The following is a 15,269-nucleotide window of genomic DNA, read 5'->3' as shown; positions in this document are numbered from 1 at the left end:
CGCTAGTCTTCGAGCCGTTCTCCGCGAGGCAGCCCGTGTCTGAACACGACGGCCAGCAGCGCTTTCGCCAGGTACAGCACGATCAACGCACCGGCCAGATCGCCTGCGACCATCACGAAGAATCGCTCGACGATATTTTGCGTGTCCCCGCGCAGCGCAAACCAGATGTGATGCAACAGCGGATTCGCGATGGAATAGGCCAGCGCGAGCATCAACAGGCGGTTCGCGGTGAGGTTTCCCAACGACGCCTTCAGCCCGTACCACTCGCGCGCCAGCCGATACACCGCATACGGCGCAACCGTCGCGATAATGCCCCCGGCAAACGCGCGCACGGGGTCGTGCGGGAAGAAGTAGAAGAAGTCGACGAGCCAGCTCGCGATCAGCAAGCCGAGCGCGCCGTCGCCGCCCAAAAGCAGCGTACTAAGCAGCCTCACGCCCGACGGCAGATAGATCCAGTTCACGCCCCGGACGAACTCGGTGTGCGCGAAGACGCGTTCGTTGAGCCACAAAGACAGCACGAACACGGCCGCTGTGCCGATCACGGAGACGACGTGCAAGCGCAGATTGGACATGGGAGTAGAATGGCCGCCACCCGTTGTTATCGGCTCATCTTAGCTCACACGGTTGATGCGGATCGAGCCGTCACACTGGATGAAGCACAGGCATGACGCGCCCCGCCGACATCTATCTCCGATTCCTTCAGCTCGCCGAAGCGCTGCGCGGACTGCCCGCGCTCGATCCGCTCGAGGAGCGCATTCTCGAATTCGTCGCGCGCATGAGCCAGCAGAAAGCGCGTCTTTCCGTGCGGGACATGATGGCGCAAAGCCAGTTCGGATCGCCCGCGACGCTGCACGCGCGCATCACGTCGATGCGCGAGAAGGGCTGGATTGTCCTCACCGATACCGAAGACGCGCGCCGCAAGCAGATCGAATTGACGCCCGGCGCGCTACGTCATTTCGACAAGCTCGCCGAGGCCTTCTCCAAAGCGGCAGACAAGCACGGCGCGCCCGACTAAGCGTCGGGCCCATGCTTACGGCGCGGCGGGATCGTTTTGAGGAGCCGCGACCTTGTCGATCAGCCGCTTCTCGACGGAAGGAAACACGAACTTGCTGACGTCGCCGCCGAGTTGCGCGATTTCGCGCACGATGGTGCCCGAGATGAATTGATACTGGTCCGACGGCGTCATGAACATGGTTTCGACGTCGGGCAGCAGATAGCGGTTCATGCCGGCCATCTGGAATTCGTATTCGAAGTCCGAGACGGCGCGCAGACCGCGCACGATCACGCGCGCATTGTTCTTGCGCACGAAGTCCTTCAGTAGCCCGGTGAAGCTGCTCACTTGAACGTTCGGATAATGCCCGAGCACGTCATGCGCGATATCGAGCCGCTCCTGCAGCGTGAAAAACGGCTTCTTCGCGCGGCTGTCGGCCACGCCCACGACCAGCGTATCGAAAATGCTCGATGCGCGCCGCACGATGTCTTCATGCCCGCGCGTCAGCGGGTCGAATGTTCCCGGGTACACGGCGACAACCATGAGCTTCTCCTCTTTTATTGACCTTGGGCCGCGCTCCGGCGACCGTCATTCCCGCGATGCCTGGTCCGGTACGCCTCGGCGCCCGGATTCGGCAGGCGCATTATTCCTCATTTTGGCGGCGCAGCAAATGATACCGAACCGCGCCCGCCTTGCCCTCGCGGGCCACGGTCCATCCAGACAGCGCGTCGATGGCGGCGGGGTCCAGCGGCTCGCCGCATTCGACGTAGATGGCGCCATCGGGCGCGGCGAGCGGCGCGGCGAGTTCGAGCGCGCGCGTGAGCAACGCTTGATCGCCGAAAGGGGGATCGAGGAAGATCACGTCGAACGAACCGGGCGCGAGGCCGGCGGCGAGCCGCAGCGCATCGGCTTCGGCCACTTCGATGTTGCGGGCGGCGAGCCGGTCCAGATTCGCGCGAAGCTGCGCGGCGGCGCGCGCGTTGCGCTCGACCATCAGCACGCGCGACGCGCCGCGAGACGCCGCCTCGAATCCGAGCGCCCCGCTGCCGGCAAAGAGATCGAGACATCGCTGGCCGTCGAGATCCTGACCGAGCCAGTTGAAGAGCGTCTCGCGCACGCGGTCGGGCGTCGGCCGCAGACCTTCGAGGTCGAGCACGGGCAGCGGCGTGCGCTTCCAGTTGCCGCCGATGATGCGGATGGTGTGCGGCTTGCCGCCGCGCGAAGGCGCGCGGTGAGAGGCGGCAGAAGCGGACGAGCGTGAGGCGGAAGAACGGGACATAGAGGGAAGCGTTGGAATCGGGCGCGAGCGCCGAATGCACGGCGCGCATGGTGAAAGCCAACGTTACCACAGGCGGCTGGCGCACAAGCGCGATAGACGGCGCCTGATAAAATACGCGGCTTACCTCTTCTTGCGCGGGCCATTGCGCGGCGTTCTTCCACGAGCGCGCCGGGCCGTCGATTGACGCGCGCATCATCGTCCGAGATCATGTTCAGCTTTTTCAAACGATTCAAAAAGCCGGCTGACGCGCCGCTCGACCCATCCGCCGAGAACACGCCCGACGCCGCAGAGGACGAAGAAGCGTCCGCTCCCGTGATCGAGGCGGAACTGGACCGCGAGCCCGCCGTCGACGCCGCCATCCCTTCCGAAGCCCCGCCTGCCGAAGCCGAGCCTGAACCGCCCGCTCAGCCCGCACAAGCTGCCGCAAACGACGAGCCGAAGCCGTACTGGCAAGGCCGCACGCAGTCGCAATGGCTGCGCGCGCCGGAAACCGACGAGGCGAGCGAAGAAGTGCTGCCGCCGCCCGAGCCCGACGCTGCCGCGAAGAAGTCGTGGCTGTCGCGCCTGAGGAACGGCCTGTCGAAGACAAGTTCGAGCCTGACGGGCATCTTCGTCGGCGCGAAGATCGACGAGGACCTGTACGAGGAGCTTGAAACCGCGCTGCTGATGTCCGACGCCGGCGTCGATGCCACCGAGTTCCTGCTCGAATCGCTGCGCGAGAAAGTGCGCGCGGAGCGCTTGACCGAGGCCACGCAGGTGAAGGCGGCGTTGCGCGCGCTGCTCGTCGATTTGCTGCGTCCGCTCGAAAAATCGCTGATGCTCGGCCGCGCGCAGCCGCTCGTGATGATGATCGCGGGCGTGAACGGCGTCGGCAAGACGACGAGCATCGGCAAGCTGGCGAAGCACTTGCAGGGCTTCAACCAGTCGGTGCTGCTCGCCGCCGGCGACACCTTCCGCGCCGCCGCCCGCGAACAGCTCACCGTCTGGGGCGAGCGCAACAACGTGACGGTGATCGCGCAGGAAAGCGGCGACGCGGCGGCCGTGATTTTCGACGCAGTGGGCGCGGCGCGCGCCCGTAAGATCGACGTGATGATGGCCGACACCGCTGGCCGTCTGCCGACGCAACTGCATCTGATGGAAGAGTTGCGCAAGGTGCGCCGCGTGATCGCGAAGGCCATGCCGGACGCGCCTCATGAAGTGTTGCTCGTCATCGACGCGAACACGGGGCAAAACGCGCTCGCGCAAGTGAAGGCGTTCGACGATGCGCTCGGTCTGACCGGCCTCATCGTGACGAAGCTGGACGGCACGGCGAAGGGCGGAATCCTCGCCGCCATCGCGCGGCAGCGGCCGATTCCGGTGTACTTCATCGGCGTCGGCGAGAAAGTCGAGGACTTGCAGCCGTTCAAGGCGGAAGAGTTCGCCGACGCGTTGCTGGGGTGATCTGCAAAGGAAGGGCGTCCGCGAGACGCCCTTTTTTTCGTCGTGCGCGAGCAGAGGCTCAAGCCGACTTCCAAGACGCACCTTGTGTCCGGCAGCGCGAGCGTGGTGTTGTATCAGGCGAAGCCGCCATAGCAAGGCGACGATGCCAGCGCACCGTGGCGTGAACGCCGGGCCACGCTAGTTTTCTCGCGCGAGCGACTGTTACATCGACGATCGCGCCTATGTGTCTGCTTCGGGTATAGAAAGGCCAGAAACGCGACCTCTGCGCCATTAGCGCAAGTTCACCACGCCCGTCCGAGCGACTGAAACAGCGCCGCCGTGTCCGACAACCGGTCGGCATGAGCACGGCTTCGATCCAATGTGGTCTGCAGCGCCGAGCGTTGCGTATCGAGCACGCTGAATTGACTGACGCCGCCTGCCGCATACTGCGCCTGCGCGATGGCAAGACTTGCCTCGGCTTCGCGTTGCGCATCGCTGCGTTGGCGCAACGTTTGTGCGTCGTGGTTGAGCGCCTGCAGTGCATCGGCGACTTGCTGCAGCGCCTGAAGCACGGTTTGCTGATAGCTGGCCAATGCCGCGTCATATTCCGCCTGTGCGGCGCGCTTCCTCGCGCGCAGCTCGCCGCCATGAAAGAGCGGCTGCGTCAGAGTGAGGCCGATATTCCAGATGTTCATTCCATTCAAGACGTCCGCTATCCGCGTGCGCTGCGAGCCGATCCCCGCCAAAATCGCAAACTGCGGATACATGTTGGCCGTTGCCACGCCGACATTCGCGCTTGCCTGGTGCAGCAGCGCTTCGGATGCGCGAATGTCGGGGCGCTCTTGCGCGAGCGTTGAAGGGAGCGTAACCGGAACAACTGACGGCAGCTGTAACGAGGCAAGCGTGATGTCGTGAAAATCGGCATCGGAAGGCGCAGTACCGAGCAATATCGCCAGTTGATGATCGGCTTGGGCAAGTTGCGTCGACAGTGGCGGCAGTGTCGCGCGCGTTTGTGCGAGCAGCGTGCGCTGACGACTAACGTCGAGCAGCGACACGCCGCCGGCCGCGAATCGTCGCTCGATGATCGACAACTGGCGCGCCTGGGTGTCAGCGAGGCCCTTGGTCAAGTCCATCTCCTCCTGTAGCGACGCCCGGCGGATCGCATACGCAACGACGTTGCCGGCGAGCGAGAGCTTGGCCGCTTCGAGCTCGTAGGCTTGGTAATCGACCTGCGCCATCAGTCCTTCCAGCGTGCGCCGGTTGCCACCGAAAATATCGAGCGCATAAGACACGCTGAGCGACGCGTTGTAGACGGTGAAAGGACCTGGACTCGGTACGGACGTGATACCAAACGAATTCAGGTCGACTTTCTGGCGCGTGGAGGACAAACCGGCGTCGATCTCGGGATACCTCGTGGCGCCGGCTTCCGCCACATAGTTCTCGCGCGCCTCCGTCAACCTGGCTTGCGCTTGCGCCAGCGTCGGGCTGTTATGCAACGCGGTGTCGACGAGACGGTTCAGCGCGCCCGAGCCGAACTGCGTCCACCACATAGGCAACGCGGTGTCGGCGTGAGTGAAGGTCTGCGTCGCTCCCTCTGCGTCGGCGGTCACGGGCTGCGCGTCGCGCGTATAGGACTGTGCGGTGGGCGCGGCCGGCGACTGGAAGTCGGGGCCTGCCGCGCAGCCGCAAACCGCGAAAGCCGCGGCAAGGACGGTGGCGCCTGCGAAGATCTTCATTAACGGATCCTCCTAATCGAGCGTGCGCCGGTAAAAGCGCAACGCGATGCCCAGCACGACCACCGTGAACACCATCAGAGGCCAGACCGACGGCCACAGTTCGAGCCATCCGTTGCCCTTGAGCAGGATGCCGCGCACGAGCCGGTTGAAGTACGTGAGCGGCAGTACGTCGCCGATCCATTGCGCCCAGCGTGGCATGCCGGCGAAGGGAAACATGAAGCCGGATAACAACAGACTCGGCAGAAAGTAGAAGAATGTGAGCTGCACGGCCTGCAACTGGTTCTGCGCGAGCGACGACAGCGTGATGCCCACGGTCAGGTTTGCGGCGATGAACAGGAGCGACGTCAGATAGATCGCCAGCAGACTGCCTTCGAAGGGCACGTCGAAAACGTAACGACACGCGGCGAGGATGATGGAGACCTGCACCAGCCCGATCGCCACATAGGGCACGATCTTGCCGGTCATCACCTCGAGCGGCAGCACGGGCGTCGCGAGAAGGTTTTCCATCGTCCCCCGCTCGCGTTCGCGCGTGATGGCGAGGCCCGTCATCATCACCATCGTCATGGTCAGGATGACGCCCATCAGCCCTGGCACGACGTTGTATTGCGTGATCCCTTCCGGATTGTAGAGACGCTGCACCTGCACGCTGAAAGCAGCGGGTGTTCCGTTCAGGTGCGCGAGCGGCCCGGTGAGGTCCTTGTCCACGACCGGTTGAACCAGGCTCGGCAACGCGCCTAGCGCCGTGCCCGTCGCCGTCGGGTCGGTCGCATCCGCTTCGACCAGCAAGGCGGGCCGCTCGCCGCGCAGCAATTTCCTTGAGAAATCGGCGGGAACTGTCAGCACGAACTGCACGCGCCCCTCAGCGAGCGCGCGGCGTCCCTCGTCCTCGGTATGTAGCGTGTCGACGATCCGGAAGTAGTCCGAGTTCTCCATTGCCGCGACGAAGCTGCGCGAAAACGGGCTCTGGTCGGAGAGAATCACCGCAGTCGGCAGGTGTTTCGGGTCGGTGTTGATCGCAAAGCCGAAAAGCGCCAGTTGGACGACCGGCAAGCCGACGATCATCGCGAACGTGATGCGGTCCCGTCGCAATTGCAACAGCTCTTTCAGCACAATGCTCCACCAGCGCGTGGGCGAAAAGAAGGCATCGAGGTTCACGGTCTGATTCCATAGTTGTCGGCAGAGCGGTTCATCATGTAGATGAAGACGTCCTCGAGGCCCGTACCGATTTGCTCGATGCGTACCGGCTTGCCGTCGGTCGCCCGCCGGATAGCGGCTTCCAGTGCGGCATGATCGTGACCGCTCGCATGCAGTGCCGAGCCGAATACGACGGTCTGATCGACGCCCTCCGTCTGGCGCAACTGTTCGGATAACTCCGTGAGATGCTCGCCGGAGATCGACCACGTCGCGAGGTTTTGCGAGTCGATCACCTCCTTCGACGTCCCATGCGCAAGCAGCTTTCCGTACGCGATATAGGCGAGCTTGTGGCAGCGTTCCGCCTCGTCCATGTAGTGCGTGCTGACGAGCACCGAGATTCCACGCGCGGCAAGACGATGCAGTTCCTCCCAGAAATCGCGCCGTGCGGTTGGGTCGACGCCGGCTGTCGGTTCGTCGAGCAACAGCAGACGCGGCTCATGCAGCATGCAGGCGGCGAGCGCGAGGCGCTGTTTCCAGCCACCCGACAGCGCGCCGGTCAGCTGGTCAGAGCGGCTTTCCAGGCCGAGCGCATTCAAGGTCGCGTCGACTTTCTCGCGGCGGTTTTTCATGCGATACACGCGCGCGACGAAGTCGAGGTTCTCGCGGATGGTCATGTCTTCCCAGAACGAGAAGCGCTGCGTCATATAGCCGACGTTGCGCTTGATCAGGGCGCTTTGCGTCAGGATGTCGTAGCCGAGGCACGTGCCGCTGCCAGAGTCCGGCGTCAACAATCCGCACATCAGCCGGATCGACGTGGTCTTGCCGCTTCCGTTCGGCCCGAGGAATCCGAAAATCTCGCCGTGGGCGACCTGCAACGAGACATCGTTGACCACATGCTTGTCGCCGAAATGCTTGTTGAGTCCATGGACGTCGATTGCGTACTGCTGGCCCGGTTGGTTCATCGCAGCGTCACCGCGACGGGCTGTCCGGGCCGAAGCCTGTCGGCATCGCCGACGGCGGGATGCGCTTCGACCATATAGACGAGTTTCGAGCGGCGCTCGTTGCTATAGATGACCGGCGGAGTGAATTCGGCCTCGTTCGAGACGTAGGTGATCTTCGCCGCTACGTCGGCCGCGCAGCCGTCGCAATGGATCGTCAGCGCGCGGCCCGGCTGCAGGGCGCCGACAACCGTTTCCGGCACGAAGAAGCGCACCTTGACGTTCCGCGGCGGCAGCATCTGCACGACCGGGCTGCCCGCCGGCACCCACTCCCCGACGCGAAACAGCGTGTCGTACACACGGCCTTGGGCAGGCGCCGCTACCCGCTTCTGATCGAGCTTCCACTGCGCCTGAGCAACGGCGGCCTGCGCGGCCTCGACTTGCGCCGACTGTGCGGTGATCTGCTGCTGGCGTCCGGGTAGCCGGGCAACGTCGATCTGATAGGACAACTCACGGACCTGAGCGGCGCTCGCTTCGGCGTTCGCGCGCGAATCGTCAAGTTGCGCTTTCGAAATGCCGCCCGCACGGAACTGAGATTCATCACGCGTGAGTTGCACCGCGGCCTTGCGCGCGTTGGCGGCGGCTTGCGCGAGTTGCGCCTTCGTCACGTCGATTTCTACCGGGCGCTTGCCGGTCTGGATGTCGCGCAACTGGGCACGCGCCGATGCGAGTTGCTGCCTAGCCTGATTCAAAGCGGCGGTTTCGTTGCCCGATTCCAGCGCGAACATGGATACGCCCGATTCCACCGTCTGTCCCCGTGTGACCGACAGTTGCGTCAGCGTTCCCGCCTGCGACGAACTGAGATAGACGAATTCCCCTTCGACATAGCCCTGATATGAGGGCGCATCCTCGCGCGAACAGCCGGCGAGCCCGGTAAGAGCGAGCATGCATCGTGCGATGAACGCGGTACGCGTCAGGGGCCGGGCCTCGACTGGTTTGGCCGCGTTGCGCGTGCAGCGATGGCGGCGCACGCCAGCGTCGCTCTCGTGCCGGAGTGGCTGCGCGAGGATGGGACTGGCTAGCGTTCCGGCTGCCGGCGGTGCATGGTTGGGTCTCAATTCTTCCTCGCGCGTTCTGGCGTTCACTTGCACAGTGGGGCGGGCACAGTTATCCGGTATCGACCCCGACTGCTCACCGGCCACTCATTCTGACGAGGCTGACGTCGTCATGGTCGGATAATGACTTCAAAGTCAGTAAACTGCAAGTGGCGCTTCGAGGAACCTAAGTCAGCGAAGTTGGCGGTGTCGCATCGACCGGCGCGCTAAGGAAACACACCCTGAATTAGCCCGGCGCGGGCGGGGATGCGACACGCCTGCTGGAGACAGAGAACAACCGGGCCAACCGGCGCGGCTATGATGACGGCGTGGCCGGAGCATGGACATCGACGTCCAGCCCGAATCGCGCTCGCTCGACGCCCATCGAATCGCAGAAGGAAGAATGAAACGACTCGCAAGCCCCGAAACAGAAGCTGGATCGGCAGTCGTTGCCAATCCAGCCGAACCCGCCAAGCGCCGCCGTCGCAAGGATGCGCGGCCGGGCGAAATTATCGATGTGGCGCTTATGTGCTTTCTCGAAGCCGGCTATGAGGCGACGAGGCTCGATGACGTCGCGCGGCGCGCGGGTGTCGCGAAGGGAACCGTCTACCTGTACTTCGAGACCAAGGAACACTTGTTTCGCGCGGTCGTGCAGCAGGTGACCGCAACCAACGTCCGGCAGCTGAGTGACACCATCCGGCAGTTCGACGGCGCATTCGTCGAATTCGTGCCGCTGTTCCTTTCGCGGGTAGCGACGTCTATTGGCAGCAGTCTCAGCCCGCGAATCGCCGCGCTGATCCTGAAGGAAAGCGAACGCTTCCCCGACCTTGGACGGATCTGGGTGGAAGAGGTGGTGGCACCGATGTTCGAAGCTCTGCAAGCGCTCGTCGAGCGCTCGCAGAAAAAAGGCGAGGTGCGCGAGGGCGATTCGCGGGCCCACGTCTTTTCGCTGGTGGGGCCGATGTTCGCGGCGATCCTGTCACGCCAGGTGCTCGCGCCGCTAGGTTTTGAGCCGGTGGACTTGAGCACGCTGGCTCGACAGCACGCAACGACAGTGCTTGCCGGTCTTTGTCCATCATCGCCAACACGCGCGTCCGCGCACGGCCATTCCGGTCGACGGGGCAAAATGGCGGTTCCCGAGACAAAATAGGTTCGCTCATTGCGGGCGCTCTGCAGTCTGATCTGGAGTCGCAGACCCTGCTCGGAAATATCCGGTCCGTACGCCTGCGTCTCAGCGATGACGACGACAGACCGGCAAGCAGCGCCTCGAAGTTGCCAAACGACGGCTGCCTCCGAGACGCAACGCCTCACCGCGAAAACACCAGCGCCGCAGCAATCCACCACATGACGCAGCCGACGATCACATCGAGCACGCGCCACGACACGTCCTTCTGAAACCACGGCTCCAGAAGACGCGCCCCGTAGCCGAGCGCCGTGAACCAGATGATGGACGAACACATCGCGCCGGCCGCGAACCACGCGTTGCCCGGCCACGCATGCCGCGCGCCGATGCCGCCGAGCAGCACGACCGTATCGAGATAAACGTGCGGATTCAGGAGCGAGAGCGCGACCACGGTGGACGCCGCCGCGACCGCCGTCTGCGAATCGCCGTCCGACGCGTCCAGATGTCCAGGGCCGCGCCACGCCGCCACGAACGCGCGCAAGCCATAGAGGAAGAGAAAGACCGCGCCCGCCCAGCGAATCACGTCGAGCAGAAACGGCGCCCGCGCGATCAGCGCGCCCATGCCGCCGACGCCGAGCGCGATCAGCATGACGTCGATGAACGCGCAGATCGACACGACGATGCCCACGTGCCGGCGCTTGAGCCCCTGCCGCAGCACGAACGCATTCTGCGCGCCGATCGCCACGATCAGGCTCGCTCCCAGTCCCGCACCCGACAAGTAACTCGACAGGGCTCCCGCAGATACCGCCGCCGTCATTCGGCGTCCGGCTGCTGCGCGGGGGCGGCGCGCATGAAGCCGTCAATCTGGTTCGCGAAATCGGCTATGCGCTCGATGGTCGGGTAAGGCGCGAGGTCGATGCCGAAGCGCCGCGCGTTGAACACCTGCGGCACGATGCACAGATCGGCGATGGTCGGCGTGTCGCCGAACGTCAGCTTGCCGACGCGCGAATCGGCCGCGAGGCGCTTTTCGAGCGATTCGAAGCCCGTTTCCACCCAATGCCGGTACCACGCGTCCTTCGCCTCGTCCGGCACCTTCACCTGATGCTTGAGGTACTTCAGCACGCGCAGGTTATCCAGCGGATGAATCTCGCAGGCAACCTGCAACGCCACCGACCGGACGAACGCGCGGTCCGACGCGCCACGCGGCAAAAGCGGCGGCTCGGGATGCGTCTCGTCGAGATATTCGATGATGGCGAGCGACTGCGTGAGCACGTCGCCGTCGACGACGAGCGTCGGCACGATGCCGTCCGGATTCAGCGCGCGATACTCGGGCTTCAGTTGCACGCCGCCATCGCGCAGCAGATGAACACCCTCGTACTCGTAGTCGAGACCCTTCAGATTCAGCGCGATGCGCACGCGATACGCCGCCGAGCTTCGGAAATAGCTGTAGAGCTTCATTGTCAGCACGCCGCCTCAGACCACGCGCACGGAGAAGTCGCCGATGCCGTCCACGCCGCCCTTCAGCAGATCGCCCTTCACGACCGCGCCGACGCCTTCGGGCGTGCCGGTGAAGATGAGATCGCCGGGGAAAAGCTCGAAGAGCGTCGAGAGATACGCCACCGTCTCGCCGACCGACCAGATCAGCTGCGAGATGTCCGAACGCTGCTTTTCCTCACCGTTGACCGTGAGCCAGATCGCGCTCTTTTCCAGATGCCCGACCTTCGACACCGGATGAATCGGGCCGAGCGGCGCGGAGTGGTCGAAGCCTTTCGCCGTATCCCACGGGCGGCCGAGCTTCTTCGCTTCGGCTTGAAGGTCGCGACGCGTCATGTCGAGCCCGAGCGCGTAGCCGTACACGTAGTCGAGGCCCTTGTCGGCGGGAATGTCCTTGCCCTGCTTGCCGATTGCCGCGACGAGTTCCATCTCGAAGTGCAGGTTCTGGGTCTGCGACGGGTACGGCAACTCGCCGGTCGAACCCGGCGCGACGTACAGCACGGCGTCGGCGGGCTTGCTGAAGAAGAACGGCGGCTCGCGGTCGGGATCGTGGCCCATTTCGCGCGCGTGCGCTTCGTAGTTGCGCCCGACGCAGTAGATGCGGCGCACGGGAAACTGCTCGTTCGAACCCGCGACCGGAACGGCGGTCGCCGGCGCCGGGGGAAACACGTAAGTCATCCCGCTCTCCTGTTTGATGTTATTCGATAGCCGGCGCATCTCACGCTCGCAGCCGGAGTCGCAAAAAGCGAGTGTAACGTGCCGGCGCGAATCGTGGCGAGCCTTGTCCGGCGCGGGCGCGCGAGCTTTCGGACGGCCTGCTGTCATCCTGCGAGCCGCCGCGCCATCTCACCGGATGCCGGTCCCCGAACTTGCAAGCGGCGCTTAAATGCGATACTGAGTGTCATACCGCATCTTCCACTCGCGACGGCGCCGCTCAGGACCATGTAAATGAACGCCCGTTTTGCGCACGCTTCCGATGACCGACACTCCACCTCCTTCTTTCCCCTGCGCGCGCTATATCAAGGAAATCGGGCGCGGCCCGAACGGCGCGCGGGCGCTTTCGCGTGACGACACCTACTCGCTCTACGAAGCCATGCTCGATGGCCGCGTCTCCGACGTCGAACTGGGCGCCGTGCTGCTCGCGTATCGCGTGAAGGGCGAGACGGCCGCCGAGCTCGCCGCGATGCTGGCGGCGGCGCATCGTTCGTTCGAGCCGCTGCACGTGCAGGAAGGCCGCGAGCACGCGCGGCCCGTGTCGATTCCGAGCTACAACGGCGCGCGCAAGCAGCCGAACCTGACGCCGCTGCTCGCGCTCCTGCTCGCGCGCGAAGGCGTGCCGGTGCTGGTGCACGGCGTCGTGGACGATCCGGGCCGCGTGACGAGCGCCGCGATCTTCGCCGAAGTGGGAATCCCGCATGCCGCGTCGCCCGACGAGATCGAGGACAGCCTCGCCTCGCGCCGCCTCGCGTTCGCGCCGGTGACCGCGCTCGCGCCGAAGCTCGCGCGGCTGCTCGACCTTCGGCGCGTGATGGGCGTGCGCAATTCGACGCACACGCTCGTCAAGATTCTGCAGCCGTTCGCGGAGCCGGGCCTGCGGCTCGTCAACTACACGCACCCCGAATATCGCGACAGCCTCACCGCGCTTTTCACCGAGCATCCGGATGCCGCGCAAGGCGGCGCGCTGCTCGCGCGCGGCACCGAAGGCGAAGCGGTCGCGGACACGCGCCGCCAGGTGCAGATCGACTGGTTCCACGACGGCCACGCCGAGACGCTCGTCGCGCCCGAGCGTTCGCAGGCGGACGCGCCCGCCGTCGAATTGCCCGAATCGCTCGATGCCGCCACTACCGCCCGCTGGATCGAAGACGTGATGCGGGGCGACGTGCCGGTGCCGCCCGCCATCGCGCGTCAGGTGGAGCTGATCGCGGATGTCGTGCGCCGGCCGGTATAGGCACCGCAATCGGAAAATCCGCATTTGACACCTTCTTCAACGCTGGTTTAAAGTAGGCCAATGCGTTTCACCCAATTCTTCTCCCTCCGAATTATTTCGGGCCGCCTAGCGCGGCCCCTATCGCTACGTCTAGCGTAAGTCGCCAGACGTAGCGGCGCGCGTCGCCAGGCGCGTGTTCCCGCCAGCCGTTCCCGCAGTTCCTTCCTTACCACCTAGTAGTCGTCAGTTTTTCGTTCGCGCATCCCGCGAATCGAAAACGCGAGGGTCACATGCACGCTGCTTCGCGCACGTTCACGTTGGTCGCAGGCGTCACCGTCGCCGGTGCGCAATGGGACCGCGCGCGCGTTTCTGCTTCGCGTGCTTCATGTGCATTGCGCCGCAGCCGGCCAGCCGCCGGCGTCGGCCGCTCCCGCAGGCGCTACGCTCCTGAAAGAGATCGACGATCATGATGCCGAACCCCGCCGAGAAATACCGCCCGTTCCCGCAAGTCCGTCTGCACGGCCGACGCTGGCCGAATCGCACGATCGAGAAAGCGCCCATCTGGATGAGCACCGATCTGCGCGACGGCAACCAGTCGCTGATCGAGCCGATGAGCATCGCAGCGAAGCTCGAATTCTTCGAGATGCTGGTGGCGACGGGTTTCAAGGAGATCGAGGTGGGATTCCCGTCGGCGTCGCAGACCGATTTCGACTTCGTGCGCAAGCTGATCGACGAAAAGCGCATTCCCGACGACGTCACCATCGAAGTGCTCGTGCAATCGCGCCGCGAACTGATCGAGCGCACGTTCGAAGCCGTCGAGGGCGCGAGCAAGGTCATCGTGCATCTCTACAACGCGATCGCGCCGTCGTTCCGGCGCATCGTGTTCAATCAGTCGAAGGACGAAGTGAAGGCGCTGGCGGTCGAGGGCACGCGCATCATCAAGGAATGCGCGGCGGCGCGGCCGGACACGCACTGGATCTACCAGTACTCGCCCGAGACGTTCAGCATGACGGAACTCTCATTCGCGCGGGAAGTGTGCGATGCCGTCGCCCAAGTCTGGCGTCCGACGCCCGATCACAAGATGATCGTCAATCTGCCGGCGACGGTCGAATCCGCCACGCCCAACGTCTTCGCCGATCAGGTCGAATGGATGGACCGCAACATGGGCTTTCGCGACAGCATCGTGCTCTCGGTGCATCCGCACAATGATCGCGGCACGGCGGTCGCGGCGGCGGAACTCGCGCTGCTCGCGGGCGCGGATCGCGTCGAAGGCTGTCTCTTCGGCAACGGCGAGCGCACGGGCAACGTCGATCTCGTCACGCTCGCGCTCAATCTGTACACGCAGGGCATCGATCCCGGCCTCGACTTCTCGGACATCGACGCGGTGCGGCGGGTCGTCGAATGCTGCAATCAGCTTCCGGTGCATCCGCGCCATCCGTACGCGGGCGATCTCGTGTTCACCGCGTTTTCCGGGTCGCATCAGGACGCAATCCGCAAAGGCTTCGCGCAGCGCGTGCCCGGCACGCCGTGGGAAGTGCCGTATCTTCCGATCGATCCCGCCGATCTCGGCCGCAGCTACGACGCCGTGATTCGCGTGAACAGCCAGTCGGGCAAAGGCGGCGCGACGTATCTGCTCGAACGCGGTCTGGGCTTCACGCCGCCGCGCCGCGTGCAGATCGAGTTCAGTCATGCGGTGCAGGCGGTGGCGGACGAATCGGGCGAGGAGATCAGCGGCGACGCCATCTGCGCGCTCTTCAAGCGCGAGTATTTCGACGCTGGCGGGCCGGTATCGCGCGTGGATGCGGCGGCGGTTTCCGTCTTCGGCCGACACATCGCGATGCCACCCGCTTCAGGCGCCGCGAGCGAGGAACACTATGCGCAGGCGGTCGCCGCGACGCTGGACGTCGGCGCGAGCGTGAGCTGGTTCGAATCGACGGTGACGGCGAGCGGCGAGACAGCGGTGTTCGTGGGCTGCCGCGTGGCGGATGAACCGATGCGCTTCGGCGTCGCGGTGCACGCGAATCCGGCGCTCGCGGTCGTCGATGCGGTCGTGAGCGCGGTGAATCGGTCAAACGGGATCGCGCGGAAGGTGCGCGAGGACGAGGCCGTGGAAGCCTGACGGCGCGGACGGCGA

At 64.7% G+C, this 15,269-nt stretch carries 15 protein-coding genes; 5 read left to right on the top strand and 10 right to left on the bottom strand.

Features of this window, described 5'->3' with window-relative positions; translation table 11 throughout:
• Positions 1-2: 2 nt before the first annotated feature.
• Complete coding sequence (locus LDZ24_RS01190) at positions 3-572, bottom strand: hypothetical protein (protein ID WP_248321064.1); 570 nt, start codon at positions 570-572, stop codon at positions 3-5.
• Positions 573-664: 92 nt separating this feature from the next.
• Between LDZ24_RS01190 and LDZ24_RS01185 the strand changes: the two genes are divergently transcribed.
• A complete protein-coding gene (locus LDZ24_RS01185) occupies positions 665-1,015 on the top strand; it encodes a winged helix-turn-helix domain-containing protein (RefSeq protein ID WP_175939301.1) in 351 nt (116 codons plus the stop codon).
• Between the two features lie 15 nt (positions 1,016-1,030).
• Here LDZ24_RS01185 and coaD read toward each other — a convergent pair whose 3' ends face one another.
• Both coaD and rsmD read right to left on the bottom strand, forming a co-directional pair.
• Positions 1,031-1,534: a pantetheine-phosphate adenylyltransferase gene (gene coaD / locus LDZ24_RS01180; protein ID WP_248321062.1), complete on the bottom strand. Its 504-nt coding sequence runs from the start codon at positions 1,532-1,534 to the stop codon at positions 1,031-1,033.
• Positions 1,535-1,634: 100 nt separating this feature from the next.
• Positions 1,635-2,270, bottom strand: a complete 636-nt coding sequence (gene rsmD / locus LDZ24_RS01175; RefSeq protein ID WP_248321061.1) for a 16S rRNA (guanine(966)-N(2))-methyltransferase RsmD — start codon at positions 2,268-2,270, stop codon at positions 1,635-1,637.
• 207 nt (positions 2,271-2,477) lie between these two features.
• Here rsmD and ftsY point away from each other — a divergent pair, with 207 nt between their 5' ends.
• Positions 2,478-3,710 carry a signal recognition particle-docking protein FtsY gene (ftsY, locus tag LDZ24_RS01170; protein WP_248321059.1) on the top strand — a complete coding sequence of 411 codons (1,233 nt, stop codon included), beginning with the start codon at positions 2,478-2,480 and terminating at the stop codon, positions 3,708-3,710.
• Positions 3,711-3,991: 281 nt separating this feature from the next.
• On the opposite strand, the gene LDZ24_RS01165 is transcribed toward ftsY, so the two are convergent.
• From LDZ24_RS01165 to LDZ24_RS01150, 4 genes are read right to left on the bottom strand one after another with little or no spacing between them, the layout of a single operon-like run.
• The gene (locus tag LDZ24_RS01165) at positions 3,992-5,425 is read right to left on the bottom strand and encodes an efflux transporter outer membrane subunit (RefSeq protein WP_248321058.1); all 1,434 of its coding nucleotides are present in this window, start codon (positions 5,423-5,425) and stop codon (positions 3,992-3,994) included.
• Positions 5,426-5,437: 12 nt separating this feature from the next.
• Positions 5,438-6,580, bottom strand: coding sequence for an ABC transporter permease (locus tag LDZ24_RS01160; protein ID WP_248321057.1), 1,143 nt, complete (start codon positions 6,578-6,580; stop codon positions 5,438-5,440).
• Positions 6,577-7,521, bottom strand: coding sequence for an ABC transporter ATP-binding protein (locus LDZ24_RS01155; protein WP_248321053.1), 945 nt, complete (start codon positions 7,519-7,521; stop codon positions 6,577-6,579). The genes LDZ24_RS01160 and LDZ24_RS01155 overlap by 4 nt, the downstream gene beginning before the upstream one ends.
• Positions 7,518-8,444, bottom strand: a complete 927-nt coding sequence (locus LDZ24_RS01150) for an HlyD family secretion protein (protein WP_248321052.1) — start codon at positions 8,442-8,444, stop codon at positions 7,518-7,520. Before LDZ24_RS01150 ends, LDZ24_RS01155 begins: the two co-directional genes overlap by 4 nt.
• A gap of 487 nt (positions 8,445-8,931) precedes the next feature.
• On the opposite strand from LDZ24_RS01150, the gene LDZ24_RS01145 reads away from it, so the two are divergent.
• A complete protein-coding gene (locus LDZ24_RS01145; RefSeq protein WP_248321050.1) occupies positions 8,932-9,741 on the top strand; it encodes a TetR/AcrR family transcriptional regulator in 810 nt (269 codons plus the stop codon).
• Positions 9,742-9,898: 157 nt separating this feature from the next.
• On the opposite strand, the gene LDZ24_RS01140 is transcribed toward LDZ24_RS01145, so the two are convergent.
• Genes LDZ24_RS01140 through LDZ24_RS01130 form a run of 3 tightly spaced genes read right to left on the bottom strand, consistent with a single transcriptional unit; the run spans position 9,899 to position 11,886 of the window.
• On the bottom strand, positions 9,899-10,531 hold the full coding sequence (locus tag LDZ24_RS01140; protein WP_248321049.1) for a LysE/ArgO family amino acid transporter: 633 nt from the start codon (positions 10,529-10,531) through the stop codon (positions 9,899-9,901).
• Positions 10,528-11,172, bottom strand: a complete 645-nt coding sequence (gene maiA, locus LDZ24_RS01135; protein WP_175939292.1) for a maleylacetoacetate isomerase — start codon at positions 11,170-11,172, stop codon at positions 10,528-10,530. Before maiA ends, LDZ24_RS01140 begins: the two co-directional genes overlap by 4 nt.
• A gap of 15 nt (positions 11,173-11,187) precedes the next feature.
• Positions 11,188-11,886 (bottom strand): fumarylacetoacetate hydrolase family protein, encoded by a 699-nt coding sequence (locus tag LDZ24_RS01130; protein ID WP_248321047.1) that lies wholly within the window; start codon positions 11,884-11,886, stop codon positions 11,188-11,190.
• 298 nt (positions 11,887-12,184) lie between these two features.
• On the opposite strand from LDZ24_RS01130, the gene ybiB reads away from it, so the two are divergent.
• Together ybiB and leuA are read left to right on the top strand one after the other, a co-directional pair.
• Entirely contained in the window at positions 12,185-13,156 is a 972-nt protein-coding gene (ybiB, locus tag LDZ24_RS01125; protein ID WP_175939288.1) for a DNA-binding protein YbiB, read from the top strand.
• Positions 13,157-13,601: 445 nt separating this feature from the next.
• The gene (gene leuA, locus LDZ24_RS01120) at positions 13,602-15,254 is read left to right on the top strand and encodes a 2-isopropylmalate synthase (RefSeq protein ID WP_248321046.1); all 1,653 of its coding nucleotides are present in this window, start codon (positions 13,602-13,604) and stop codon (positions 15,252-15,254) included.
• Positions 15,255-15,269: the final 15 nt, after the last annotated feature.

Origin of the sequence: Caballeronia sp. Sq4a, from assembly GCF_023170545.1 — a bacterium.
Lineage (GTDB): Bacteria > Pseudomonadota > Gammaproteobacteria > Burkholderiales > Burkholderiaceae > Caballeronia.
The sequence above is the reverse complement of the archived record's forward strand: the minus strand, read 5'-3'. Positions and strand labels throughout refer to the sequence as shown.

What these genes read in the sequence shown, in the direction of transcription:
- LDZ24_RS01185 (WP_175939301.1), top strand. Translation starts at nt 665, where the DNA reads ATGACGCGCCCCGCCGACATCTATCTCCGATTCCTTCAGCTCGCCGAA.
- LDZ24_RS01190 (WP_248321064.1), bottom strand. Translation starts at nt 572, where the DNA reads ATGTCCAATCTGCGCTTGCACGTCGTCTCCGTGATCGGCACAGCGGCC.
- LDZ24_RS01155 (WP_248321053.1), bottom strand. Translation starts at nt 7,521, where the DNA reads ATGAACCAACCGGGCCAGCAGTACGCAATCGACGTCCATGGACTCAAC.
- LDZ24_RS01165 (WP_248321058.1), bottom strand. Translation starts at nt 5,425, where the DNA reads ATGAAGATCTTCGCAGGCGCCACCGTCCTTGCCGCGGCTTTCGCGGTT.
- leuA (WP_248321046.1), top strand. Translation starts at nt 13,602, where the DNA reads ATGATGCCGAACCCCGCCGAGAAATACCGCCCGTTCCCGCAAGTCCGT.
- rsmD (WP_248321061.1), bottom strand. Translation starts at nt 2,270, where the DNA reads ATGTCCCGTTCTTCCGCCTCACGCTCGTCCGCTTCTGCCGCCTCTCAC.
- coaD (WP_248321062.1), bottom strand. Translation starts at nt 1,534, where the DNA reads ATGGTTGTCGCCGTGTACCCGGGAACATTCGACCCGCTGACGCGCGGG.
- LDZ24_RS01150 (WP_248321052.1), bottom strand. Translation starts at nt 8,444, where the DNA reads ATGCTCGCTCTTACCGGGCTCGCCGGCTGTTCGCGCGAGGATGCGCCC.
- ftsY (WP_248321059.1), top strand. Translation starts at nt 2,478, where the DNA reads ATGTTCAGCTTTTTCAAACGATTCAAAAAGCCGGCTGACGCGCCGCTC.
- LDZ24_RS01145 (WP_248321050.1), top strand. Translation starts at nt 8,932, where the DNA reads ATGGACATCGACGTCCAGCCCGAATCGCGCTCGCTCGACGCCCATCGA.
- ybiB (WP_175939288.1), top strand. Translation starts at nt 12,185, where the DNA reads ATGACCGACACTCCACCTCCTTCTTTCCCCTGCGCGCGCTATATCAAG.
- maiA (WP_175939292.1), bottom strand. Translation starts at nt 11,172, where the DNA reads ATGAAGCTCTACAGCTATTTCCGAAGCTCGGCGGCGTATCGCGTGCGC.
- LDZ24_RS01140 (WP_248321049.1), bottom strand. Translation starts at nt 10,531, where the DNA reads ATGACGGCGGCGGTATCTGCGGGAGCCCTGTCGAGTTACTTGTCGGGT.
- LDZ24_RS01130 (WP_248321047.1), bottom strand. Translation starts at nt 11,886, where the DNA reads ATGACTTACGTGTTTCCCCCGGCGCCGGCGACCGCCGTTCCGGTCGCG.